23 protein-coding genes are annotated in these 24,635 nt (G+C 64.2%); 12 read left to right on the top strand and 11 right to left on the bottom strand.

The features are described from left to right. Positions 1–2: 2 nt before the first annotated feature. From ACMGGG_RS25915 to ACMGGG_RS25880, 8 genes are all read left to right on the top strand, one after another. Positions 3–797 (top strand): carbon-nitrogen hydrolase family protein, encoded by a 795-nt coding sequence (locus ACMGGG_RS25915; protein ID WP_112897171.1) that lies wholly within the window; start codon positions 3–5, stop codon positions 795–797. Positions 798–888: 91 nt separating this feature from the next. Continuing rightward, a complete protein-coding gene (pqqF, locus tag ACMGGG_RS25910) occupies positions 889–3,222 on the top strand; it encodes a pyrroloquinoline quinone biosynthesis protein PqqF (RefSeq protein ID WP_414154663.1) in 2,334 nt (777 codons plus the stop codon). A 167-nt stretch (positions 3,223–3,389) separates the two neighbouring features. Beyond that, complete coding sequence (gene pqqA / locus ACMGGG_RS25905; RefSeq protein WP_081255326.1) at positions 3,390–3,467, top strand: pyrroloquinoline quinone precursor peptide PqqA; 78 nt, start codon at positions 3,390–3,392, stop codon at positions 3,465–3,467. Positions 3,468–3,539: 72 nt separating this feature from the next. Continuing rightward, a complete protein-coding gene (gene pqqB / locus ACMGGG_RS25900; RefSeq protein WP_197889800.1) occupies positions 3,540–4,451 on the top strand; it encodes a pyrroloquinoline quinone biosynthesis protein PqqB in 912 nt (303 codons plus the stop codon). 9 nt (positions 4,452–4,460) lie between these two features. Next, positions 4,461–5,216, top strand: coding sequence for a pyrroloquinoline-quinone synthase PqqC (pqqC, locus tag ACMGGG_RS25895; RefSeq protein WP_414154662.1), 756 nt, complete (start codon positions 4,461–4,463; stop codon positions 5,214–5,216). Further along, a complete protein-coding gene (gene pqqD, locus ACMGGG_RS25890; protein ID WP_054892198.1) occupies positions 5,213–5,488 on the top strand; it encodes a pyrroloquinoline quinone biosynthesis peptide chaperone PqqD in 276 nt (91 codons plus the stop codon). Before pqqC ends, pqqD begins: the two co-directional genes overlap by 4 nt. Then, on the top strand, positions 5,460–6,608 hold the full coding sequence (gene pqqE / locus ACMGGG_RS25885; protein WP_151925266.1) for a pyrroloquinoline quinone biosynthesis protein PqqE: 1,149 nt from the start codon (positions 5,460–5,462) through the stop codon (positions 6,606–6,608). Before pqqD ends, pqqE begins: the two co-directional genes overlap by 29 nt. Further along, entirely contained in the window at positions 6,574–8,397 is a 1,824-nt protein-coding gene (locus ACMGGG_RS25880; RefSeq protein WP_414154661.1) for a prolyl oligopeptidase family serine peptidase, read from the top strand. Before pqqE ends, ACMGGG_RS25880 begins: the two co-directional genes overlap by 35 nt. Positions 8,398–8,424: 27 nt before the next feature. On the opposite strand, the gene ACMGGG_RS25875 is transcribed toward ACMGGG_RS25880, so the two are convergent. Together ACMGGG_RS25875 and ACMGGG_RS25870 are read right to left on the bottom strand one after the other, a co-directional pair. Then, entirely contained in the window at positions 8,425–8,583 is a 159-nt protein-coding gene (locus ACMGGG_RS25875) for a YqaE/Pmp3 family membrane protein (RefSeq protein WP_003177654.1), read from the bottom strand. Between the two features lie 153 nt (positions 8,584–8,736). Next, positions 8,737–10,014, bottom strand: coding sequence for an aminotransferase class III-fold pyridoxal phosphate-dependent enzyme (locus ACMGGG_RS25870; RefSeq protein ID WP_414154660.1), 1,278 nt, complete (start codon positions 10,012–10,014; stop codon positions 8,737–8,739). A gap of 209 nt (positions 10,015–10,223) precedes the next feature. Here ACMGGG_RS25870 and ACMGGG_RS25865 point away from each other — a divergent pair, with 209 nt between their 5' ends. Beyond that, positions 10,224–11,150 carry a LysR family transcriptional regulator gene (locus tag ACMGGG_RS25865; RefSeq protein WP_054892194.1) on the top strand — a complete coding sequence of 309 codons (927 nt, stop codon included), beginning with the start codon at positions 10,224–10,226 and terminating at the stop codon, positions 11,148–11,150. Positions 11,151–11,415: 265 nt separating this feature from the next. On the opposite strand, the gene ACMGGG_RS25860 is transcribed toward ACMGGG_RS25865, so the two are convergent. The 9 genes from ACMGGG_RS25860 to bioB all read right to left on the bottom strand — a co-directional run bounded on the left by ACMGGG_RS25860 (position 11,416) and on the right by bioB (position 21,783). Beyond that, a complete protein-coding gene (locus tag ACMGGG_RS25860; RefSeq protein WP_063542352.1) occupies positions 11,416–13,185 on the bottom strand; it encodes an acyl-CoA dehydrogenase C-terminal domain-containing protein in 1,770 nt (589 codons plus the stop codon). 123 nt (positions 13,186–13,308) lie between these two features. After that, complete coding sequence (locus ACMGGG_RS25855; protein WP_054892192.1) at positions 13,309–14,592, bottom strand: sensor domain-containing diguanylate cyclase; 1,284 nt, start codon at positions 14,590–14,592, stop codon at positions 13,309–13,311. A gap of 203 nt (positions 14,593–14,795) precedes the next feature. Continuing rightward, a complete protein-coding gene (locus ACMGGG_RS25850; RefSeq protein ID WP_054892191.1) occupies positions 14,796–16,601 on the bottom strand; it encodes a phenylacyl-CoA dehydrogenase in 1,806 nt (601 codons plus the stop codon). 292 nt (positions 16,602–16,893) lie between these two features. Further along, the gene (locus ACMGGG_RS25845; RefSeq protein ID WP_063542348.1) at positions 16,894–17,190 is read right to left on the bottom strand and encodes a hypothetical protein; all 297 of its coding nucleotides are present in this window, start codon (positions 17,188–17,190) and stop codon (positions 16,894–16,896) included. Between the two features lie 142 nt (positions 17,191–17,332). Then, entirely contained in the window at positions 17,333–18,013 is a 681-nt protein-coding gene (gene bioD / locus ACMGGG_RS25840; protein WP_054892189.1) for a dethiobiotin synthase, read from the bottom strand. A gap of 1 nt (position 18,014) precedes the next feature. Then, entirely contained in the window at positions 18,015–18,833 is an 819-nt protein-coding gene (bioC, locus tag ACMGGG_RS25835; protein WP_414154659.1) for a malonyl-ACP O-methyltransferase BioC, read from the bottom strand. Beyond that, the gene (locus ACMGGG_RS25830) at positions 18,826–19,557 is read right to left on the bottom strand and encodes an alpha/beta fold hydrolase (protein ID WP_054892187.1); all 732 of its coding nucleotides are present in this window, start codon (positions 19,555–19,557) and stop codon (positions 18,826–18,828) included. The genes bioC and ACMGGG_RS25830 overlap by 8 nt, the downstream gene beginning before the upstream one ends. Next, a complete protein-coding gene (bioF, locus tag ACMGGG_RS25825; protein WP_414154658.1) occupies positions 19,550–20,722 on the bottom strand; it encodes an 8-amino-7-oxononanoate synthase in 1,173 nt (390 codons plus the stop codon). The genes ACMGGG_RS25830 and bioF overlap by 8 nt, the downstream gene beginning before the upstream one ends. 2 nt (positions 20,723–20,724) lie before the next feature. Beyond that, positions 20,725–21,783, bottom strand: coding sequence for a biotin synthase BioB (gene bioB / locus ACMGGG_RS25820; protein WP_054892185.1), 1,059 nt, complete (start codon positions 21,781–21,783; stop codon positions 20,725–20,727). Between the two features lie 88 nt (positions 21,784–21,871). Between bioB and ACMGGG_RS25815 the strand changes: the two genes are divergently transcribed. The 3 genes from ACMGGG_RS25815 (at position 21,872) to ACMGGG_RS25805 (ending at position 24,621) form a co-directional block, all read left to right on the top strand. Beyond that, positions 21,872–22,609, top strand: coding sequence for a ComF family protein (locus ACMGGG_RS25815; RefSeq protein ID WP_063542338.1), 738 nt, complete (start codon positions 21,872–21,874; stop codon positions 22,607–22,609). 55 nt (positions 22,610–22,664) lie between these two features. Next, complete coding sequence (locus ACMGGG_RS25810; RefSeq protein ID WP_414154657.1) at positions 22,665–23,429, top strand: TOBE domain-containing protein; 765 nt, start codon at positions 22,665–22,667, stop codon at positions 23,427–23,429. A gap of 217 nt (positions 23,430–23,646) precedes the next feature. Continuing rightward, positions 23,647–24,621, top strand: a complete 975-nt coding sequence (locus tag ACMGGG_RS25805) for a serine/threonine protein kinase (RefSeq protein ID WP_063542334.1) — start codon at positions 23,647–23,649, stop codon at positions 24,619–24,621. Positions 24,622–24,635 lie beyond the last annotated feature (14 nt).

The following is a 24,635-nucleotide window of genomic DNA, read 5'->3' as shown; positions in this document are numbered from 1 at the left end:
TCATGCGCATCGCCCTGTTCCAGGGAGCGCCCAGGCCACTGGACGTGCCCGGCAATCTAGAACGCTTGCAGCACCAGGCACAACTGGCCGCAGCACGTGGTGCGCAAATGCTGGTGTGCCCGGAGATGTACCTCAGCGGCTACAACATCGGCGCCGAGGCGGTACAGCGCCTGGCCGAACCCGAAGACGGACCCTCGGCCATGGCGGTGGTGGAGATTGCCCAGGCGCAGCGCATCGCCATCGTCTATGGCTACCCGGAGCGGGCCGAGGACGGCTCGATTCACAACAGCGTGCAACTGATCGACGCCCACGGCCGCAGCCTGTGCAACTACCGCAAGACCCACCTGTACGGCGAGCTGGACCGCTCGATGTTCAGCCCGGGCGCCAACCACTTTCCGGTGGTCGAGCTCGATGGCTGGAAGCTGGGGCTGCTGATCTGCTATGACATCGAATTCCCCGAGAACGCCCGGCGCCTGGCGCTTGAGGGTGCCGAGCTGATCCTGGTGCCGACCGCGAACATGACACCCTACGACTTCGTCTGCCAGGTGACGGTGCGCTCGCGGGCGCAGGAGAACCAGTGCTATCTGGTATACGCCAACTACTGCGGGGCTGAGGCTGAGATCCAGTATTGCGGACAGAGCAGCATCATCGGCCCGGACGGCAGCCTGCTGGCCATGGCCGGACGCGAGGAATGCCAATTGCTGGCCGACCTTGAGCACGAACGGGTGGTGAAGGGGCGTGAGGCGTTTCCGTATCTTGCGGACCTGCGGCGGGATCTTCACCGCGGTCAGGATTGAAGCCGACGGGAAAGGAGCGGGTTCACCGACGAAATCGGCACCGTGGCAGATGGCACCGGCCCGGTCGCCGTAAATGCGCTAGCATCGCTCCATGACCGACGCTATCAACACACTCACCCTGCCCAACGGCCTGCGCCTGACCCTGCGCCACGCCCCGCGCCTCAAGCGCGCCGCCGCCGCCTTGAGGGTCCATGCCGGCAGTCATGACGCTCCGGCGAGGTGGCCGGGCATAGCGCACTTTCTCGAGCACCTGCTGTTCCTCGGCACCGCGCGCTTCCCGCTGGAAGACGGCCTGATGCGGCATGTGCAGGCATTCGGCGGCCAGGTCAATGCCAGTACCCGCGAACGCACCACCGATTTCTTCTTCGAAGTGCCTCCCACGGCCCTGGGCTCAGCGCTGGAGCGCCTGTGCCAGATGCTCGCCGAACCGGACCTGAGCCTGGCACGCCAGCACCGCGAGCGTGAAGTGATCCATGCGGAGTTCATCGCCTGGTCGCGCAATGCCGAGGCGCAACGCCAGTTCAGGCTGTTGCAATGCGTATCGCCACATCATCCCTTGAGCGGGTTCCACGCAGGCAACCGGTACAGCCTGGCGTTGCAGGACCCGGCTTTCCAGCGCGCGCTGGGCGACTTCCATGCTCGCTTCTATCGCGGTGGGCAGATCCATCTGAGCCTGTGCGGGCCGCAATCGCTGATGCAGCTCGAAGCACTGGGCCGGCAGTTCGGCAGCCTGTTCAGGGCGGGCAAAATGCAAGCGCAAACACCTCCCGCCCCCTTGCTCGATACCCCCTTGATCGAGCTCGAAGCCTCCAGAGGCGGCCTTGATTTGCTGTTCGCCCACGAGCACCTTCCGCCAGGTGCCGAGCAGGCCCTGGACCTGCTGAAGGCCTGCCTGAGCGACAGCCGCCCAGGCGGCTGGCTCGATGCCCTGCGCCAACGCGGCTGGCTCCAGGAGGTTCACAGCGATTCGCTGTATGCCTTTGCCGGCCAGTTGCTCTGGCACATCCGCCTGCAACTGCAGCCGGACGCCCCGCCAGCCGAGGTTCGCGCACTGCTGCACGGCTGGTTCGGCGCGTTGCGGCGCCTGGACGCCGCAGCGCTCAACAACGAGTTCGAGCGCCTTCAACACAGTCGCAAGCAAGCAGCCAGCGCACTTGAACTCGCCCGTCGGGACAGTGCCCAGCGGCCGTTCGAAGCGCTGGATGCCCAGGCACTGAAAGCCTTCAAGGCATTGCTCGATGATCTGCCGAGCGGTGAGCAGGGCCAATGGCAGCAACCGCACGATGAGCCCCTGCTGATCGCAGACCTCCCGGTTGGATACGCAGCGCTGCCGGATGATCTGCCCGTCAGCGACATCCTGCCGGTCGAGCGAGGCCTCGCAACGCTGTATCTACGCTGGCGTATCGCCTCGCCCCTGCGCGAGCGCTTTCACGCAGTGCTGTCACAAGCGCTGCAACCACTGCTCGAACGCGCCCGCCGCGCCTCGCTGCAGCTGGACTTCTCTCTCATTGGCGAACACTGGCAACTGCGCTGTGCGGGCACGTCTGGCGCGGTAATCCGCACCCTCGACCTGGCCTTGGAACACCTGCGCCACCCTGCCCCCCACTTGCTGCACACACCTGCGCCCGCCGAGCCAGCGCACATCCCGATCAGGGCACTGCTCAAGGCACTGCCCGATCACCTGCGCGAGGCAACCATACAGCCTCAGCCAGCCTGCCTGCTGGATCTGACAATGCTTGGGCAGATCTGGGCCAGCGCGCCTCGACACGGCCTCGCCATCGGCTTCGATGGCGCAGCGCAAGCGGCGCTCGGCGCGGTGTTGGCACATGCACCGGGGTTGTCAGGGGCGCCACCGTCGGCCTCCCGGTCATTGCCGGCCCGACGCTGGCTGCATCACCCCACGGGCGGCAGCGAGCATGCGCTGCTGCTGTTCTGCCCGGTTCCCGCACACGATGAAGGCGCAGGTCGGGTACTGGCGCAAGCGCTGCAAGGACCGGTTTACCAGCGCCTGCGGGTCGAACTGCAACTGGGCTATGCCGTGTTCAGCGCCTTTCGTCAGATAGAAGGCCAAGGCGGCCTGCTGTTCGGTGTGCAATCGCCACAGGCAACGCCCGGCCAGATTCTCGAACACCTGCTCAGCCTGTTGGCCGACGGCGTCACGTTCGACCCCGCCGCCGTACGGGCCCTGGCCGCGCAGTTCGAGGAGCCGGCGATGGCCAATGCGGAAGTCGCCGAATGGGCCTGGCAGACATATCTGGCTACAGAGCCGACAGACCTTTCCCATCTGCGCAGGTCTATTCTCAGGACAGACCAGCCAATACTGGACGATCTGGTGAAACGCCTTCTGGACGCCGAGCACGGCTGGCTATGTCTGGCCACCAGCGAAGCACCGGATGCGCGCTTTGCGCAAATTCCCTCTGTCTGAGGCGAGGATTGTTACCTGTACTGCAAGGGCGCTTTTCGAAGAATTAACCTTTCGGTACAAATTTTTCTTGTAAGATAGCGCAATCTCAGCCAATGGAACCTCCTGACTCAGGCGGCACCAAAGTAGATAGCTGACATCCACCCACACCATCCGGAAGGAGTTCGACCATGACCACCTGGACCAAACCCGCTTACACCGACCTGCGCATCGGCTTCGAAGTCACCATGTACTTCGCCAGCCGCTAAGCAGCGCTGCAGTGCAACGCCTCGGCCCGCCGGGGCGTTTTCGTTTCATGGACCAGGGGCAAGACAGTAGCCATGTACATCCAGATTCTCGGTTCCGCCGCCGGTGGCGGTTTCCCCCAGTGGAACTGCAACTGCGTCAACTGCAAGGGCTTTCGCGATGGCAGCCTGCGCGCAACGGCACGCACCCAGTCGTCCATTGCCCTGTCCGACGACGGTGAGCACTGGATCCTGTGCAACGCTTCGCCCGACATCCGCGCCCAGCTCCAGGCCTTTGCACCGATGCAGCCGGCACGTGCCCTGCGCGACACCGGTATCGACGCGATCGTCCTGCTCGACAGCCAGATCGACCACACCACCGGCCTGCTCAGCCTGCGCGAAGGCTGCCCGCACCAGGTCTGGTGCACCGACATGGTCCACCAGGACCTGAGCACCGGCTTCCCGCTGTTCACCATGCTCAGCCACTGGAACGGTGGCCTGCAGTGGAATCGCATCGAGCTGCAAGGCAGCTTCGTCATCCCCGCCTGCCCTGATCTGCAATTCACGCCCTTCCCGTTGCGCAGCGCTGCGCCACCCTACTCGCCGCACCGTTTCGACCCGCACCCAGGCGACAACCTTGGCCTGCTGGTCGAGGACCTGCGCACTGGTGGCAAGCTGTTCTACGCGCCGGGGCTGGGTCAGGTCGACGACAAGCTGCTGCAGATGATGCACGGCGCCGACTGCCTGCTGGTCGACGGCACCCTGTGGGAAGACGATGAAATGCAACGCCGCGGCGTCGGCACCCGCACCGGCCGCGAAATGGGCCACCTGGCCCAGAACGGCCCCGGTGGCATGCTGGAGGTGCTCGATGCCTTCCCACGCCAGCGCAAGGTGCTTATCCACATCAACAACACCAACCCGATTCTCGACGAGGACTCTCCGGAGCGCGCCGAAGTCCAGCGCCGTGGCGTGGAAGTCGCCTACGATGGCATGAGCATCGAGTTGTAAGGAGGCCTGATGAGCGACGCACTGCCGATGTCCCCTGCCGAGTTCGAGCAGGCCCTGCGCGCCAAGGGCGCCTACTACCACATCCATCACCCCTACCACGTGGCGATGTACCAGGGCCGCGCCACGCGCGAGCAGATCCAGGGCTGGGTGGCCAACCGCTTCTACTACCAGGTGAACATCCCCATGAAGGATGCCGCGATCCTGGCCAATTGCCCGGACCGCGAAGTACGCCGCGAGTGGATCCAGCGCCTGCTCGACCACGACGGCGCCCCCGGCGAGGACGGCGGCATCGAAGCCTGGCTGCGCCTCGGCCAGGCGGTGGGCCTGGACCCGGAGCAACTGCGTTCGCAGGAACTGGTGCTGCCCGGCGTGCGCTTCGCCGTCGACGCCTATGTCAACTTCGCCCGCCGTGTATCCTGGCAAGAAGCGGCCAGCAGCTCGCTGACCGAGCTGTTCGCCCCGCAGATCCACCAGTCGCGCCTGGACAGCTGGCCGCAGCACTATCCCTGGATCGATCCGGCCGGCTACGAGTACTTCCGCACCCGCCTGGGCCAGGCCCGACGCGATGTAGAGCATGGCCTGGCGATTACCCTGCAGCACTACACCACGCGCGAAGGGCAGGAGCGTATGCTGGAAATCCTGCAGTTCAAGCTGGATATCCTCTGGAGCATGCTCGATGCCATGAGCATGGCCTATGAACTGAACCGCCCGCCCTATCACAGCGTCACAAGCGAACGGGTCTGGCACAAGGGGATCGCACTATGAGTCTCGACCGCACACTGGTGCCGAACTGGCGCACCGGCTACCGCTTCCAGTACGAACCCGCGCAAAAGGGCCACGTGCTGCTGTACCCCGAAGGCATGATCAAGCTCAACGACAGTGCCGGTCTGATCGGTGGGCTGGTCGATGGCCAACGCGATGTCGCGGCGATCATCGCTGAGCTCGAACAGCAATTCCCCGGTATCCCGGAAGTGGCCGAGGACATCGAGCAGTTCATGGAGGTGGCCCGTGCCGAACACTGGATCACCCTCGCCTGAGGTGCCGGTCGGCCTGCCGTTGTGGCTGCTGGCCGAGCTGACCTACCGCTGCCCGCTGCAGTGCCCTTACTGCTCCAACCCGTTGGACTTCGCCGCCCAGGGCAAGGAGCTGAGCACCGAACAGTGGTTCGAGGTGATGGCTCAGGCCCGTGAAATGGGCGCGGCGCAGATCGGTTTTTCCGGCGGCGAGCCGCTGGTGCGCCAGGACCTCGCCGAGCTGATCGGTGAGGCCCGGCGCCTGGGCTACTACACCAACCTGATCACCTCCGGGATCGGCCTCACCGAGCAGAAGATCGCCGCGTTCAAGCAGGCCGGTCTGGACCATATCCAGATCAGCTTCCAGGCCAGCGACGAACAGGTGAACAACCTGCTGGCCGGCTCGAAGAAGGCCTTTGCGCAGAAGCTGGAAATGGCGCGCGCGGTGAAGGCCCACGGTTATCCGATGGTGCTGAACTTCGTCACCCACCGGCACAACATCGACCGGATCGACCGCATCATCGAACTGTGCATCGCCCTCGAAGCCGACTTCGTCGAACTTGCCACCTGCCAGTTCTACGGCTGGGCGCACCTCAATCGCCTGGGCTTGCTGCCGACCAAAGAGCAGCTCGAACGCGCCGAGCGCATCACCAACCAGTACCGTGATCGGCTGAAAGCCGACGGCAATCCGTGCAAACTGATCTTCGTCACCCCCGACTACTATGAAGAACGCCCCAAGGCCTGCATGAACGGCTGGGGCAGCCTGTTCCTGACCATCACCCCCGACGGCACCGCCCTGCCCTGTCATGGCGCGCGTCAGTTGCCGGTGCAGTTTCCCAACGTGCGCGACCACGACCTGCGGCATATCTGGTACGACTCGTTCGGCTTCAACCGCTTTCGCGGTTACGACTGGATGCCCGAACCCTGCCGTTCGTGCGACGAAAAGGAAAAGGACTTTGGCGGTTGCCGCTGCCAGGCCTTCATGCTCACTGGCGATGCCAGCAAGGCCGACCCGGTGTGCGCCAAGTCGCCGGATCACGGCATCATTCTCAAGGCCCGCGAGGAGGCGCAGACCGCTCAGATGAACATCGAACAGATGACCTTTCGCAATGAGCGCAACTCCCGTGTCATCGCCCGCGGCTGAGTTCAGCGCCACCCAGGCGGTGGCCGCCGGCACCGACTTCGCCGAACTCAAGGTCGGCGAGCAGGGGCTGTTCTGGAACGAATTCCGCCCCGCCGATGGCGCCTGCCGCATCTGGCACTGGCGCCAGCAGCAGGCCCACTGCCTGACACCGGACGGTTTCAGCGCGCGCAGCCGAGTGTATGAATACGGCGGCGGCAGTTTCTGCCTGGCCCCGCAGGCGGTGGTCTTCGTCAACGAGAAGGACCAGCAGGTCTACAGCCAGGCGCTGGACGGCTCGCCCCCCCAAGCACTGACAGCAGCCTCAGAATGCCGCTATGGCGACCTGCAATGGCATGACGGCCAGGTGCTGGCGGTCGAGGAGCGGCATGGCGAAAGCGTCGAGCACCGCTTGGTGACGCTGGCCGCAGGCATGCGCCAGGTACTGGCCGAAGGTGCCGACTTCTACGCCTCCCCTGTTCTGAGCCACGACGGTCAGCGCCTGGCGTGGATCGAATGGGATCGCCCGGCGCAGCCTTGGACCCTCACCCGCCTGATGAGTCGCGCGCGGCAAGCCGACGGACACTGGGGGCCGACGCACTGCGTGGCCGGCCAGGACGAGTCCCTGCAACAGCCTCGCTTCGACACTGACGGCAGGCTGTATTGCCTGTCCGACCGCAACGGTTTCTGGCAGCCCTGGGGCGAGTTCGACGGGGGCTGGCAGGCTATCCCTGCCGAAGCTGCCGACCACGCTGCTGCGCCATGGCAACTGGGCGCCTGCACCTGGCTGCCCCTGGGCCCGCAAGGCTATCTCGCGACCTGGTTCGACAACGGCTTCGGCAAGCTGGCGGTTCGCAGCGAAGACCAAGACCTGCAAGTGTTCGCCGAGGAGTACACGCGGTTTCGCAGCCTGGCGATGGACGCACAGCACCTCTATGCCATCGCCGCCTCACCCACGCGCCCACCGGCAATCCTCGCCATCGCACGCGACGGCCAGCGCAGCCGGGTCCTGGCAGGTGGCGGCGAGGTACTGCCAGCCGAGCGCATCAGTTATCCACAGCCCATCCGCTACCCGAGTGGCGACGCCCTGGCCCATGGATTCTTCTACCCAGCCATGGACAGCCAGCACACACCCCCGCTGGTGGTGTTCATCCACGGAGGCCCGACCTCGGCCTGCTACCCGGTACTCGACGCACGCATCCAGTACTGGACCCAGCGTGGTTTCGCCGTCGCCGACCTCAACTATCGCGGCAGCAGCGGCTATGGCCGCGCCTATCGCCAGGCATTGCACCTGCGCTGGGGCGAAATCGACGTGCAGGACGCCTGCGCCGCCGTTGCCTTCCTCGCCGGGCAAGGCTTGATAGACCCGGACAAGGCGTTCATTCGCGGCGGCAGTGCCGGCGGCTACACCACCCTGTGCGCCCTGGCCTTCCACGACGTATTCCGCGCGGGCGCCAGCCTCTATGGCGTCAGTGATCCCATCGCGTTGGGCAAGGCGACTCACAAGTTCGAAGGCGATTACCTGGACTGGCTGATCGGCGACCCGCAGCAAGATGCCGAGCGCTACCGGCAACGCACGCCGCTACTGCACGCTGAGCGGATCAAGGCGCCGGTGATCTTCTTCCAGGGTGAGCTGGATGCAGTGGTAGTGCCGGAACAGACCCGCAGCATGCTTGAAGCGCTGAAAGCCAATGGCATCGAAGCGGTTGGGCACTTCTACCCTGAGGAGCGTCATGGTTTTCGCAAGGCACAGAACCTTGCCCATGCGCTGGAGGAGGAATGGCGCTTTTATTGCCGGGCACTGGCGGGTTGAGGGGGCCGCGCCCGGCCCCGTCATGCGTTAGCGCTTGGCGATGATGTACACCGCATGCACGATCCCTGGAATGTAGCCCAGCAGGGTCAGCAGGATGTTGAGCCAGAACGCGCCGCCGAAGCCAACTTGCAGGAACACGCCCAAAGGCGGCAGAAGAATAGCGATGATGATACGAATGAAGTCCATGTGAAGCTCTCCTGGGATGGTTCTCAACACAGACTAGTGCGCTTCGCTGGAGGTTCCACACTGATATCACGTCTGAAAAAAAACGCCCCGGGCCAAATACAGCTGGCCAAGGGCGATGCGCAGGAACGCGAGACGGTTCGTTGAATTCGGTGGTCAGGCCGTCGCTTCGCGGCGAACCTGTGGGTGGGAATGCAAGCGGGCGAAGGCCCGGGATAACCGCTGCAGCATTTCGTCGATATTGCCCCGGCTAACGGTCAGCGCCGGCGAGAAGCGCACCACATCCGCTTGCGGAGCATTGAGCAGCAGGCCTTCGTGCAGTGCTGCCTCGACCAGTTCCTGGGCCAGCGCTTCACGCAACTGCAACGCCCATAACAACCCCTGGCCCCGCACCTCGCCCTGCCCGTAGCGCCCCGCCAGACGGCTAAGACCCTCGCGCAGGTGCCGGCCGCTGTCCTGCACCTTCTCGAGAAAACCCGGGGCCAGCACGGTGTCCAGCACCGCCAGGCCCGCCGCGCTCATCAGGGCGTTGCCGTGGTGGCTGCCCTCGAGCTCGCCCGGCGCGGCGCAGCAGGCCGTACCGCGGGCCAGCAGGGCCGCCAGCGGCACTCCGCCACCCAGGCCCTTGCCCAAGGTGAGGATGTCGGCACGCACGCCGTAGGTCTGTTCGGCCAGCAGCGCGCCACAACGGCCGATACCGGTCTGCACTTCGTCGAGAATCAACAGGATGCCCAGCTCGCGGCAGAGCTTTTCGACCCCCTGCAGGTATTCACGTGTTGCCGGAATCACGCCGGCTTCGCCCTGGATCGGCTCGAGCATGATCGCCACGGTGCGCGAGTCGACCTCGGCATGCAGCGCAGCCAGGTCGTTGAACGGCACCTTGCTGAAGCCTGGCAATCCCGGTTCGCAGCGGTTGCACGGCAGCGGGTCGGACGCCGACAGCGCGCCAAGGCTGCGGCCATGGCAGGCCTGGCTGGCCGTGATGATGTGATAGGCGCCGCCGCGATGCAGCTGGCCCCATTTGCGCGCAAGCTTGATTGCGCCCTCGCAAGCCTCGGCGCCACTGTTGAGCAGGTACGCCTGGTCGCTGCCGGTGCTTTGGCACAAGCGCCCGGCCAACGCCAGCAGCGCCGAGCTGTGAAAGCCCGCGCCCGGATTGATCAGGGCCTGGGCCTGGCTGCCGAGGGCTCTGGCCAGCACTTCAGGGCTGTGCCCGAGGCTGTTGACCGCGCAGCCCTGGGTGAAGTCCAGGTACGCATGCCCCTGGTCGTCCCACAACCAAGAACCCTGACCCCGCACGAACACCTGAGGTGCGCGCTCGCGGCCAGGCATCAGCCACTCGCGGGACAACGGCGAGGGCCGCGCCTCATGCGTCGGGCTCTGCACGGGCCCGGCAACGGCCGCAGCCGAACGACGCAGCTTGAACAGGTTCATGATGACTCCAAGGCAATCACGGGGACGGCAAGGCGCCCCGGTCTTCGCCTGAGGACGGATATTTTGCCTTGCCTATCAAAAGTGTTTCTCATCCGGGGCAACAATGAACCGGGCGGATCGCTTCAGCCCTCCGGAATACGGCGATAGACTAGGCGTACCGGCGCTTCGCGGCCATTTCGTTTTTTCAGCTTTTTCGATAAGTATTTCTTATGGATTTTCGCCAACTGCGTTATTTCGTCGCGGTCTATGAAGAAGGCCATGTGGGGCGGGCTGCTGAGCGTCTGTCACTGTCGCAACCGGCACTGTCGCAACAGATCCGCCAGCTTGAGCACAGCCTTGACCTGAACCTGTTCGAGCGCAGCAACAAACGCCTGCTGCCGACACTCGCCGCGCACACCCTCTACAACCATGCATTGCCCCTGCTCGACGGGCTGCAGCGCGCCCAGGAAGCCATGCAGGGGTTCAAGGGCCAGTCCTTGCGCACCTTGGCCATCGGTGTGCTGCAGACCGTACGCCCGAGCCTGGTGCCGCGGCTGCTGGAGAAACTGCGCAAGGCCCAGCCACACCTGGTCGTACAGATCTACGAACTGTCGGGGCTGGAAATCGAGCGGCGGCTACTCAACGGCAGCCTGGATATCGGCATCAGCTACCTGCCGCCACGTCAGCCTGGGCTGCACGGGCTGTTGTTGTACGAAGATGAACTGCAGCTTGTCATCCCCAATACGCATCCACTGAAAGACTTCAAGAAGGTATCGATCAGACAAGCCGCCGAACTGCCGCTGCTGATGCTGGGGGAGGAGTTTCAGATCCGACAGATCTGGAAGGCACAACTGGCCAACCTCGGGCGCAGGCCGCAGGTGCAGGCAGAGATGAACAACATGGGGGGGATTCTCGACAGCCTGGCCAATACCGCCCTGGCGACCATCCTTCCGGGGCGGGCCAAGGAAGCGGCCGAAGACGATCAGGCACTGCTGTGGAAACCCCTGAGCGAGCCGCGGGTCCCGCTCAAGGTGGGCCTGGTGTTTCGCGATGCCCAGCGCCAGCAGGCATCGGTGGAGTTGCTGCGCACCCTGCTTGAGGAGGAGAGCGATGCCCGCCAGGCTGGCGTGCAGACACTGGATGGGCGCGGCGCATAAAAACGCCAGACAAAGAAAACCCCGCCGAGGCGGGGTTCTCCAGACTGTTTCCCTGACATCCTTATCGTCCCACCATCCTGGCGGGAAATCCTACGTGTCCCTGTTCTGTCCTTTGCGCTTCCTGCGCTCCGTCCATGTAAGAAAGATTAACCGTGGATCCAATCTTAGGAAAGAGGAGAAAAGTCACCACGTAATGTAGGAAAAAGCTTACAAGGCCGAGGTTTTCAGAACGTCCCGTTTGCACTCGAAAACCCCGACTCCTCGATCAGAATTGCGCGGCGTCCAGCAGGTACAACGACTCGCTGCCCGCCTTCACCGAAGCCACCAACGAATCCAGCCTTGGCAGCAGGCGGGCGAAGTAGAAGCGCGCCGTCCCTAGCTTCGCACCATAGAAGGCCTCGTCGCCCTCGCCTACCTGCGCAGCACGGGCCATCAATGCCCACATGTAGCCATAGGCCACGTAGCCGAACGCATGCAGGTACTCGACCGAGGCGGCACCAATTTCGTTGGGGTTGCCTTTCGCCTGCTCCAGCACCCACTCGGTCAAGCCGTCGAGCTGATCCAGCGCAGCACCCAGCGGCCGCGTGAACTCGTCGTCGGCAGCGCCGAGGAACTGACGGATCTCGTCAGCGAACAGACGGTAGTACGCGCCGCCGCTGGCCACCACCTTGCGCCCCATCAGGTCCAGGGCCTGGATGCCGTTGGTGCCCTCGTAGATCTGCGTGATGCGCACATCGCGCACCAACTGCTCCTGGCCCCATTCGCGAATGTAGCCGTGTCCACCGAACACTTGCTGGCCATGTACGGTGCACTCCAGGCCGAGGTCGGTGAGGAAGGCCTTGGCCACCGGCGTCAGCAAGGCCACCAGTTCCTCGCTGCGTTTGCGGGTAGCGGCGTCTTCGCTGAACTTGGCGCTGTCCAGTTGCATGGCGACATAGGTGGAAAACGCCCGACCGCCTTCGATCAACGCTTTCATGGTGAGCAGCATGCGGCGCACATCGGGGTGGACGATGATCGGGTCGGCGACCTTGTCCTTGGCTTGCGGGCCCGTCGGTGCGCGGCTCTGCAAGCGGTCGCGGGCGTATTCGACGGCATTCTGGTAGGAGCGCTCGGCCGACGCCAAGCCCTGGATACCGACACCCAGGCGCTCGTAGTTCATCATGGTGAACATCGCCGCCAGGCCTTTGTTCGGCTCACCGACGATATAGCCGATTGCCTCGTCGAAGTTCATCACGCAGGTGGCCGAAGCCTGGATGCCCATCTTGTGTTCGATCGAGCCACAGGTGGCCGGGTTGCGCGCACCCAGGCTGCCATCGTCGTTGACCAGGAACTTGGGCACCAGGAACAGCGAGATGCCTTTCGGACCAGCCGGCGCGTCCGGCAGCTTGGCCAGCACGAGGTGGATGATGTTTTCGGTCAGGTCGTGCTCGCCACCGGTGATGAAGATCTTGGTGCCGCTGACCTTGTAGCTGCCGTCGGCCTGCGGCTCGGCCTTGGTGCGGATGATGCCCAGGTCGGTGCCGGCATGGGGTTCGGTCAGGCACATGGAGCCGGCCCAGACGCCGGCGTACATGTTCGGCAGATACTTTTCCTTCAACGCTTCGCTGGCGTGGGCGTTGATCGACAGGCAGGCACCTGCGGTGAGCATCGGATACAGCCCGAACGACAGGCTCGAGGCGTTGACCATTTCCTCGACCTGGGCCGAGATGGCCTTGGGCATGCCCATTCCACCAAACAGCGGATCCCCGCCAACACCGACCCAGCCGCCTTCGGCGTAGGTCTGGTAAGCCTCGATGAACCCGGCCGGGGTGCGGACCGCGCCATTGTCCCAGTGGCAGCCTTCTTCATCAGCGGCGCGGCTCAGGGGCGCAATGCTCTTGCTGGTGACCTTGCCTGCCTCTTCCAGCACGGCCAGGGCAGTTTCGGCGTCGACAACCTCAGCCAGCCCCGGCAACTGGGACCAGAGATCGGCAACCTTGAAGACTTCATTGAGTACGAAGCGCATATCGCGCAGGGGCGCTTTATAGTCGGCCATGACAACCTCTCGCTAGCAGAGTCGGGGGCGGCCGCCATGGGCCGCACACTGGGTTGGAAGCAGTGTAACCGAACAACTTTTACGAGACATAGGGTCATCACGCGACCATATAGTCGACTATAGTCACGCCATGCGAACTGCCCCGCGCCGTGCAGTTTGCCCCTGCTGCATGACGCAGTTACGACCCGCAGCCTTGGCGCTGTAGAGCGCCTGGTCAGCGGATTTGAGCACTTCTTCCGGGTTTCGGTGCTCCGGTAGGCGCTCGGCGACGCCGATGCTGATAGTCACCGACACCGTGTTGCCCGCCGAACCTGCACGGCGCTGGCGCCCGGTGGAATCATCCTGTGGGCGGCTGTTCTGATCGCGTAGCTGGATGGCGTAGTTGGCGATCATCTCGCGCACCGCTTCCAGGTGCGGCAGGCATTCTTCGGCGGTCTGCCCGGCGAATACCAGGGCGAACTCCTCACCGCCATAGCGATAGGCGCGCCCGCCCCCGGTCACCTTCGACAGGCGGCTGGCGACCAGGCGCAACACTTGGTCGCCGACATCGTGGCCATGGGTGTCATTGAATTTCTTGAAGTGATCCACGTCGGTCATAGCGATTACATAATTGCGGCCCAGGCGCTGCATGCGTTCGTTCAGTGCGCGGCGGCCAGGAAGGCCGGTCAGTTCGTCGCGAAACGCCATCTGGTAGGCCTCGTGGGAAACCGCTGCGGCGATCATCAGCATCACCTGGCTGCACATGATGTTCAGGGTGAAGGGCAGGATGAACGTCTGCGGCAGCATCCAGAAGATCCCCACCAGGCCGGTGACCTGCGCGGCGTGCAACGGCCGGGGCTCGCGCAGGTACTGCACCACCAGGAGGATGAATACGCCCAGGAACAACGGGTAGGCCAACTGGATCAGGCTCATCCACTGCCCATGCAGCGACGGCCAGCGGATCTCTGCCAGCCACGTCAGCAACGTCTGTGGATAACTCTGCTCCAGTGCCAGGGTCACGCTGCCAACCGCGAACAGCACGGCGAAGCGGGCAAGCATGTCCTGGGCCAGGTGGGTGCGTTCCTGCCAGGCGCCGAACAGGCCGAACAGTGCTGGCAGCAGCAGGCACACGAGGTGGAACACCACCGCAGCGTCTTCGCGAACCTTGCCATGATCGCGGTAGTAATCCGTCTGGGTATCGAGCAGGAAGTAGGCGATGTACACCGTGACCATCAGGAACAGTTCACGCTGGCGGCGGTACACCGCACAGTAGGCACCGCCGAGCAGCAGCACCAGGGTAGGTAATACGTTGAACAGGGACGTGAAGAACACGCTCAGGTCCCTGACATACGCCGCCGCAAGCCCCGACACCAGCAGCAGGATCGAAGGCAGAAAGTGGCTGGCGCGAACAGCGGATAGACGAAACAAGGGTAATCTCCGACCCGGCAGATCAATAATAGCATTGTGCCCTTACTTCATCGGCAGCGCACATGAATAGATGAATACAACGAAGGGTTTAACGGCACGCGGGGGGCGAGTCTTGAGGTTTTCTCGTTACCGGATGCAACGAGAGCAGGCAAAAAAAAACGCCTGCCGATAATGGCAGGCGTTTTTCCGTACAGCGTCGGGCGTCAGATCGACAGACCGAAGTCTTCTTCTTTCATCGCCATCAGGTTGTTGGCACCCGACAGGATGGCCGCCACGTGCGTGCGAGTACGCGGCAGGATGCGCTGGAAGTAGAAGCGCGCGGTCTGCAGCTTGGCAGTGTAGAACGCCTCTTCAGCGGTGCCGGCCGCCAGCTTCTCGGCAGCCAGGCGGGCGATGTCGGCCCAGAAGTAGGCCAGGCACGCGTAGCCGGAGTACATCAGGTAGTCCACGGACGCGGCACCGACTTCCTCACGGTCTTTCATGGCGGCCATGCCGATCTTCATGGTCAGCTCGCCCCACTCCTTGTTCAGCGCAGCCAGCGGCTCGACGAATTCCTTGGTGGCTTCGTTGCCTTCCTGTCCTTGGCAGAACTTGTGGACGATCTTGGTGAAGCCCTTGAGCGCCTCGCCCTGGGTCATCAGCACCTTGCGGCCCAACAGGTCGAGGGCCTGGATGCCGGTGGTGCCTTCGTACAGCATCGAGATGCGGCTGTCGCGCACGTTCTGCTCCATGCCCCACTCGGCAATGAAACCGTGGCCACCGTAGATCTGCACGCCATGGTTGGCGGCCTCGAAACCGACTTCGGTCATGAATGCCTTGGCGATCGGGGTCAGGAAGGCCAGCAGTGCATCGGCCTTCTTGCGCTCTTCCTCGTCCTGGCTGTACTTGACGATGTCCACCTGCTTGGCGGTGAAGTAGACCATTGCGCGGTTGCCTTCGGCAAAGGCTTTCATGGTCAGCAGCATGCGGCGCACGTCCGGGTGGACGATGATCGGGTCAGCGGCCTTGTCCGGTGCTTTCGGGCCGGTCAGGGAGCGCATCTGCAGACGATCGCGGGCATATTTCAGGCCACCCTGGAAGGCCACTTCGGCGTGAGCCAGGCCTTGCAGTGCTGTCCCCAGGCGCGCGGTGTTCATGAAGGTGAACATGCAGTTCAGGCCCTTGTTGGCCGGGCCGATCAGGTAGCCGGTGGCCGCGTCGAAGTTCATCACGCAGGTGGCATTACCGTGGATGCCCATCTTGTGCTCGAGGGAGCCGCAGCTCACGCCGTTGCGCTCGCCTACACCGCCTTCGGCGTTCGGCAGGAACTTGGGCACGATGAACAGCGAGATGCCCTTGGTGCCGGCCGGGGCATCGGGCAGGCGCGCCAGCACGATGTGGACGATGTTATCGGCCATGTCGTGCTCACCGGCCGAGATGAAGATCTTGGTGCCGGATACCTTGTAGCTGCCGTCGGCCTGCGGCTCGGCCTTGGTGCGCAGCATGCCCAGGTCGGTGCCGCAGTGCGGCTCGGTCAGGCACATGGTGCCGGTCCATTCGCCGGACACCAGCTTGGTCAGGTAGGTTTCCTGTTGCTCGGGGGTCCCGTGCTCGGAGATGGTGTTCATCGCGCCGTGGGACAGGCCTGGGTACATGCCCCAGGACCAGTTCGACTCGCCGACCATCTCGCTCAGGGTCAGGCCCAGCGACTCTGGCAGGCCTTGGCCGCCGTGCTCTACGTCATGGGCCAGGCTCGGCCAGCCGCCTTCGACGAACTGCTTGTAGGCTTCCTTGAAGCCGGTCGGGGTCTTCACGCCCGACTCGCTCCAGGTGCAGCCTTCCAGGTCGCCGACACGGTTCAGCGGGGCCAGCACCTGCTCACAGAACTTGGCACCTTCCTCGAGGATCGCATCGACCATGTCCGGTGTAGCATCCTGGCAACCCGGCAGGCTCTGATAGTGCGCTTCATAGCCGAGCAGCTCGTCACGGACGAAGCGAATATCACGCAAGGGGGCTTTGTATTCAGGCATGGCGATGAACCTCTGGGCTGAGTTCGTTGGGGAGACCGCGGGTACCGACCAGCTCTTGGCGGCTTTCGGTCAAACAGTTGTTTGAAACTTACGTTTAGCTCAGGGCAATGTCAAGAAGGGACGATAGTGCCAATTCGGTCGCGAACGATGGCGTTTCTGCCAGCGCTTGATTCATCGGCCCAACGCGCCTGTGGGAGCGGGTTTACCCGCGAACAAACCAGGCACACTTGCGTGGCTTGGTTGATTCGCGGGTAAACCCGCTCCCACAGGTACTTGGCCGACGGTTATGCAGTCAGGCGTAGGTATCGATGAACCGACCGAGCATTTCGTCGGAGGCCTTGGCGACTTTCACGCCCAGTTCGACTTCGTGCTTGCCCAGGGCGAGCTGCACGGTACTGGTGGCCAAGTCTTGCTGTTGGCTGCGGTCTACACCCCGCAGGCGCTCGGCCTGATAGCTGGTGGACTGGCTGGCGCCTGCGCGCTCGACGCCATTGCTGGCGATCTGGCTGGCGGCCTGGTCGACGCGGTTCTGCCCGTTCTGGATGGCGCCGAGGCCTGCGTAGAAAGCAGAGCTGCCGGTGATTTCCATATCAGGACTCCACAAGACTGGGTGAGGGAAGAGGGCTCAATTAAAACAGCCCGCAAGGAAAATTACCCGTTTAAATCCTTAATAGCCCAGTGCCAGCTAATAGAATCAGGGCATTTTTCGTAACCGGATGTTCACCAAGCGGTCAGTCAAGCAAGTCCAGGTCCAGATAACCGGCAACCGCCTCGGCTCCGGCAGACTTCAGCCACGGCACCCGCCCCAGGCATGGTGCCGGCAGGCGCTCGGCGAGGCTTGCCAGGTTTTCTTCAAGCCGCGCAGTGCGTGGATCGACGATATTGGCCACCCAGCCCGCCAGTTGCAGCCCATCGCGGGCGATGGCCTCGGCACTGAGCAGCGCATGGTTGATGCAACCCAGGCGCACCCCCACCACCAGGATCACCGGAAGCTTCAAGGCAACCGCCAGGTCGGACAGGTTGGCATGATCGGACAACGGCACCCGCCAGCCACCCGCCCCCTCGATCAGGGTGAAGTCGGCGCCGTGCGCCAGTATTTGCTGCATGGCGTCACGCAGTGTCGGCACGCTCAGTGCCACGCCGGCTTCGCGCGCGGCCACATGCGGGGCGATGGCCGGTTCGAAGGCGAAGGGATTGACCTGCTCATAGGGCAGCTTGATCGAGCTTTCGTCGATCAGCGCCAGCGCATCACTGTTGCGCAGCCCCTTGGGGCTGACCGTGCATCCGGACGCCACAGGCTTGGCAGCCAGCGTGCTGCGCCCAAGGTTATGTGCTGCACGCAACAGCCCGGTGGCGATGGTGGTCTTGCCGACATCGGTGTCGGTACCGGCGATGAAATAGGCCTGGCTCATGTCACTCCTCTTCGCCTTTGCGCAACACCCCATAGACCACCTGATAGGTGGCAGGCAGACCTTGGTCGTCACGGAACTGCTCATAGGCCTGCAGCAGCCCCTGCATGCGTGCACGCCCGGTCAGGCCCGACGGGCGTCCGGGATTCAGGTTGTGCGCACCCAGCGCCTTGAGTTCGTGGGTCAGGCTGCGCACATCCGGGTAGTGCAGTACGTGGGGCAGGCGCTCCAGCCCGAGCAGGGTCAGGCCGCTGTCGGCGCAGAGGCGCTGGTAATCCTCGAAGTGCCGGAAACGATTGACATGCACCAGCCCATCCACTGCCTGCCAGCTGGCACGCAACTCCTCCAGCGTGCCGACACACAGGCTGCTGAACGCCAGCACTCCGCCCGGTCGCAACACGCGCCGGGCTTCGGCCAGCACGCTGGAGAACTGGTCGCACCACTGCACTGCCAGGCTGGAGAACACCAGGTCGAAGGCACCATCGCGCAGCGGCAGGCGCTCGGCATCACCGGCCACATGATGATGCGCCCCACCGTGCTCGCGGGCATGGCTCAACATGCCTTCGGCGATATCCACTGCCACGCCATGGGCAGCCTCGAAGCGCGCAGCCAGGGCGCGACTGAAATGGCCTGTGCCGCTGCCCAGGTCGAGCCAGCGGGTCGGCGCCATCGACGCCGGCAAGCGCGCGAGCAAAGCGTCACCCACCGCGCGCTGCAGGGCTGCGACGCTGTCATAGCTGGCCGCCGCGCGAGAGAACGAGGCCGCCACCTGGCGCTTGTCCGGCAGGGCGCCGGGCAGGATCGGGCGGGAAAGATCAGTCATCACCACTCTCATGCAAGAAACTCTTGATACCCGCTGCAAGCTCCTGTGGGTACTCCAGCAGGAACGCGTGGGAACTGTCTTCGACCAGGCCGACTTCAACATCCGGCAGCAGCTCGCTGAGCGCCTTGGCCGCATCCGCCGGCACCAGTGCATCGCTACCTGCGAACAGGTGCAACTGTGGGCCGCCGTACTGCTCGAGCGCCTGGCGGGTATCCAGCTTGGCCAACACTTGCAGGCCGGTGGCCAGGTACAAGGGATCGGTGTCCGGCACACCCACGCCGAGCTGGCGCAGCAAGGTGCGGGGTTGCTGCGCCCCCTCGCTGCACAGCGTGCGAAATCGCTTGAGGGTGACCTGCGTGTGGCTGCGACAACCATCGAGGAAGGTGCCGAAAGTGTCTTCGGCCATGCCGTGGGGCCAGTCGTGGCGGGCCACGAAACTCGGATTGCTGGCCAGCGTCAGCAGGCCACAGCAATGGTCGCCACGCTTGTGCGCCAAGGCGCTGGCAAGCATGCCGCCCAACGACCAGCCACCCAGCCAGACATCCGTCGGCAGCTTGCGGTCGAGGTGATCGACCCAGGCCTGGATGTCAGCATCAGGCAGCTCCGGCAACGCTGCCAGGTCGACCTGCAGGCGTGGATCCTGCGCCCGCAGGCTGGCAGCCAGGGGTTCCAGTGAAGCGGTGCCCAGCCCCCAGCCGGGCAAGAGGATCAGTCGGTTACGCATCGGCGGACTCCAGCTGTGCATGACACTCGGCCAATGCATTCAACAATAGCTGGACCTGCGCCTCGCTGTGCGCGGCGCTCAAGGTTACGCGCAGGCGCGCACTGCCGACAGGTACGGTTGGCGGGCGGATCGCGGTCACCAGCAGACCGCGCTCGCGCAGCATCTTCGACAGCGTCAATGCCCGCGCCGCATCGCCGACCAGGATCGGCTGGATCGCGGTCGGGCTGTCCATCAACGCCAGGCCGATCTGTTGCGCGCCCTGGCGGAACTGGCGGATCAACGCGCCAAGATGCTCGCGCCGCCAGCGTTCATCACGCAGCAGTCGCAGGCTTTTCAGCGTTGCACAGGCCAGTGCCGGCGGCTGACTGGTGGTGTAGATATAAGGACGGGCGAACTGCACCAGCGCCTCGATCAGGTCATCACTGCCCGCGACGAAGGCGCCGGCAGTACCGCAGGCCTTGCCGAGCGTGCCGATCAGCACCGGCACCTGATCGATGCCCAACCCGAAGTGCTCGACGATACCGCCACCATTGGCGCCCAGCGTGCCGAAACCATGGGCATCGTCGACCATCAGCCAGGCGCCATGTGGACGCGCCACCGTCGCCAGGGCGGGCATGTCGGCAAGATCACCGTCCATGCTGAACACGCCATCGGTGACCACCAGCGTGTCACCGACCACTTTATCCAGGCGACTCGCCAGGCTCGCCGGATCGTTGTGCAGGTAGCGGCTGAAGCGGGCGCCGCTGAGCAGCCCACCGTCGAGCAACGAGGCATGGTTGAGACGATCCTGCAACACCGTATCGCCCTGCCCCACCAGCGCGGTGATGGCGCCGAGGTTGGCCATGTAGCCGGTGGTGAACAGCAGCGCACGCGGGCGTCCGGTCAACTCGGCGATGGCCTCTTCGACCTCGTGGTGCGGAGTACTGTGGCCGACCACCAGGTGCGAGGCACCGCCACCGACACCCCAGCGCTCGGCACCGGCACGCCAAGCGGCGATCACTTCCGGGTGATTGGCCAACCCGAGATAGTCGTTGCTGCAGAACGCCAGCAGACGCTGCCCGTCGACCACCACCTCCGGGCCTTGCGGGCTCTGCAACAGGGGTCGGCGCCGATACAGGTCCGCAGCGCGCCGTTCGGCCAGGCGCGCCGCCAGATCGAAGGCCATGATCAGGCCGAAGCGGCGTCGTAGAACATCTCGCTGCTGCGCTGCTCGACCAGCGCCTGCTCGATGGCCGCCTGGTGCACTTCGTCGGCGTGCTCCTCACGCTCTTCGGGCTTGATGCCCAGACGCGCGAACAGCTGCATGTCCTTGTCCGCCTGCGGGTTGGCGGTGGTCAGCAGTTTCTCGCCGTAGAAGATCGAGTTGGCGCCAGCCATGAAGGCCAGGGCCTGCATCTGCTCGTTCATCTGTTCTCGACCAGCAGACAGGCGCACGTGCGACTTGGGCATGAGGATCCGCGCGACCGCGAGCATGCGGATGAAATCGAACGGATCGACGTCTTCTGCGTTGGCCAGCGGCGTACCGGCAACCTTCACCAGCATGTTGATCGGCACCGACTCCGGGTGCTCGGGCAGGTTGGCGAGCTGAATCAGCAGGCCTGCGCGGTCGTCCAGCGACTCGCCCATGCCGAGAATGCCGCCGGAGCAGATCTTCATCCCGGCATCGCGTACGTAGGCAAGGGTCTGCAGGCGCTCGCTGTAGGTGCGGGTGGTGATGATGCTGGTGTAGAAGTCCGGCGAGGTATCGAGGTTGTGGTTGTAGTAGTCCAGACCCGCCTGGGCGAGTGCCTGGGTCTGGTCCTGATCGAGCTTGCCGAGGGTCATGCAGGTTTCCAGGCCCATGGCCTTGACCCCTTTGACCATCTCCAGCACGTAGGGCATATCCTTGGCGGAGGGGTGCTTCCAGGCGGCGCCCATGCAGAAGCGAGTCGAGCCGATGGCCTTGGCCCGGGCAGCCTCTTCCAGCACCTTCTGCACTTCCATCAACTTCTGTTTTTCCAGCCCGGTGTTGTAGTGGCCGGACTGCGGACAATATTTGCAATCTTCGGGGCAGGCACCGGTCTTGATCGACAGCAGCGTCGAGACCTGCACGCGGTTCGGGTCGAAGTGCGCGCGATGAACGGTCTGCGCCTGGAACAAAAGGTCGTTGAACGGCTGCTCGAACAGCGCCCTGACCTCGGCCAGGGACCAGTCGTGACGTGTTGTTGCATTTGTGCTGGCGCTCATCGGCGTTTCCTTATCTAGGCTCTGACAGGCGCCGGGACAGGAAAGCCCGCAGCGCTTCACGGATAGCTCGCATAGTCAGGGAAGGCCCATGCACTGTCAACCAAACATAAAAACACTGGTTTACAACTGGCTAAATATTAAACAGATCTGTTTGCTTTGCGATGAGCCTGCGCAACAGGCATATCCCTTGTGTCCGGCCTGCGAGCATGAGTTGCCGTGGCTCGACGAACAGTGCACGCGCTGTGCGCTGCCCTTGGCGATGCGGGCGTTGACCTGTGGCCAGTGCAGCCGCAGGCCACCGCCGTTCGAACGGGTCATTGCGCCGTGGCATTACGGGTATCCGCTGGACGCTGCGATCAGCCGCTTCAAGCACCGCAGCCAGTGGCCGCTGGGGCGGTTGCTGGCAGATCTGCTGGCACAGGCCCTGCAGCACCGCTATGACGAAGGCCTGACAAAACCCGACCAGCTGTTGCCCGTGCCACTGGCTGCACGTCGACTGCGCCAACGCGGCTTCAACCAGGCCGCCATGCTCGCACGCTGGCTGTCGAGCCAGTTGCACATCCCCTGCGACGAGCGCGTGCTGCTGCGCCCACGGGACACCGCGGCGCAGCAGACTCTCGACGCCAAGGCGCGCTGGCGCAACTTGCGCCAGGCCTTCACCGTCGCACCGCACGCCACGCTCGACGGGCGCCATGTGGCCCTGGTCGACGACGTGCTGACCACCGGTGCCACTGCCCGAGCGCTGGCGAGCCTGCTGCGCAAGGCCGGGGCGCGCCGGGTCGATGTGTATTGCCTGGCACGCACGCCCAGGCCTGGGCAGGGTTGACTAGACTCGGTCTCGAAGGCACTTTCGCCGCATCACACTGCCGGTAACCTGCCCAATGTCTCTACCCGCCTTGCTTGCCCAGCACATCTTCCGTCGCCCGCAGCGCATCGCCCTGCTGCAGCACATCGCTGAACAAGGCTCGATCACCCGCGCCGCCAAGGCGGCCGGGATCAGTTACAAGAGCGCCTGGGATGCCATCGACGAGCTCAACAACCTCGCCGCTCAGCCGTTGGTCGAGCGCAGTGCCGGCGGGCGTGGCGGTGGCGGTGCCAAGCTGTCGACGGAGGGCGCGCGAGTATTGCGCCTGTATCAGCGCATCCAGGCGTTGCAGAGCGAAATCCTCGAATCCACCGAAGAACACAGCGACCTCGACCTGCTCGGCCGCCTGATGCTGCGCACCAGCGCTCGCAATCAGTTGCGCGGGCAGATCAGCGGGCTGCGCCGCGAGGGGCGTTACGACCGGGTCAGCCTGGCACTTGGCAGCGGGCTGGAAATCGATGCGCTGATCACACCGGACAGTACCGAACGGCTGGAGCTGGCCCTGGGAAGCACGGTGGTGGCCCTGCTCAAGGCCGGATGGGTGAAAGTGCTGGCTGACGGTGATCAGCCGGACGCCGAGAGCAATTGCCTGCACGCCCAGGTAGAAGAAGTACTGGCCAATGAAGGCGGCAGCAGTGAAATGCGGCTGGCGCTGGAGAACGGACAGACGCTGTACGCCTTTGCCGAACCGCAATGGCTACAGCAGCAGGCAGTCGCAGCAGGCAGCAAGGTGCGAGCGCAGTTTCATCCTTCGTTCGTGCTGCTGGGGGTGCCGGTGTAGCGCAATGCGTTAGAGCGGGCTCGCACCGCGATCACCCGAAGCGGCTACCTGGCAGGCGACGTGATGGGCCTGGAGCATTGTAGTGGCCGGTTTACGGCTGCTTCGCGCCCGATCGCGGGACGAGCCCGCTCCCACAGGAATGCTGGGAGCTTTGGCACCTGAAGCCGCCATGGAATGCGTTACCATGCCGCGCATGCATTCCCCTGCCGGAGCTCCCATGTCCCACCCCTTCGATACCCTCACCCCCGACCTGGTCCTGGACGCCGTCGAAAGCCTGGGCTTTCTCAGCGATGCCAGGGTGCTGGCGCTCAACAGTTATGAGAACCGCGTCTACCAGGTGGGTATCGAAGGTGAACAACCGCTGATCGCCAAGTTCTACCGCCCCGGGCGCTGGAGCGATGCAGCCATCCTCGAGGAACACAGCTTCAGCTTCGAACTGGCCGAGCACGAGGTGCCGGTTGTCGCCCCGCTTCAGCATGAAGGTCGCAGCCTGTTCGAGCACCAGGGCTTTCGCTTCACCTTGTTCCCTCGCCGCGGCGGCCATGCGCCCGAACCTGGCAACCTCGATCAGCTGTATCGCCTCGGGCAATTGCTCGGACGCCTGCATGCCGTCGGCGCCACGCGCCCCTTCGAGCATCGCGAAACACTGGCTGTGGACAACTTTGGCCATGCCTCGCTCAAGACCCTGCTCGACGGCGATTTCGTCCCGCGCGAGTTGCTGCCGGCGTTCGAATCCGTGGCCCGCGACCTGCTCAAGCGGGTCGAGGATATCTACCAACGCACGCCCTTCGAGACGATCCGCCTGCATGGCGACTGTCACGCTGGCAACCTGATGCACCGCGACGACGTCTACCACGTCGTCGATCTCGACGACTGCCGCATGGGGCCGGCAGTGCAGGACCTGTGGATGATGCTGGCCGGCAGCCGCGAAGAGCGCCTGACGCAGTTGGCCGAACTGATCGACGGATACAACGAGTTCCACGATTTCGACCCGCGCCAACTGGCGCTGATCGAGCCACTGCGCGCCCTGCGCCAGTTGCATCACAGCGCCTGGCTGGCACGGCGCTGGGACGACCCCGCGTTCCCGCGCAGCTTCCCCTGGTTCGGCCAGCCACGCTACTGGGGCGACCAGATCCTGGCCCTGCGCGAGCAGATGGCGGCGCTGGATGAAGCGCCACTCAAATTGTTCTAGTTGCAAGGCGCCAG

Origin of the sequence: Pseudomonas sp. BNK-44-b, assembly GCF_047456245.1 — a bacterium.
GTDB lineage: Bacteria > Pseudomonadota > Gammaproteobacteria > Pseudomonadales > Pseudomonadaceae > Aquipseudomonas > Aquipseudomonas machongensis.
The sequence above is the reverse complement of the archived record's forward strand: the minus strand, read 5'-3'. Positions and strand labels throughout refer to the sequence as shown.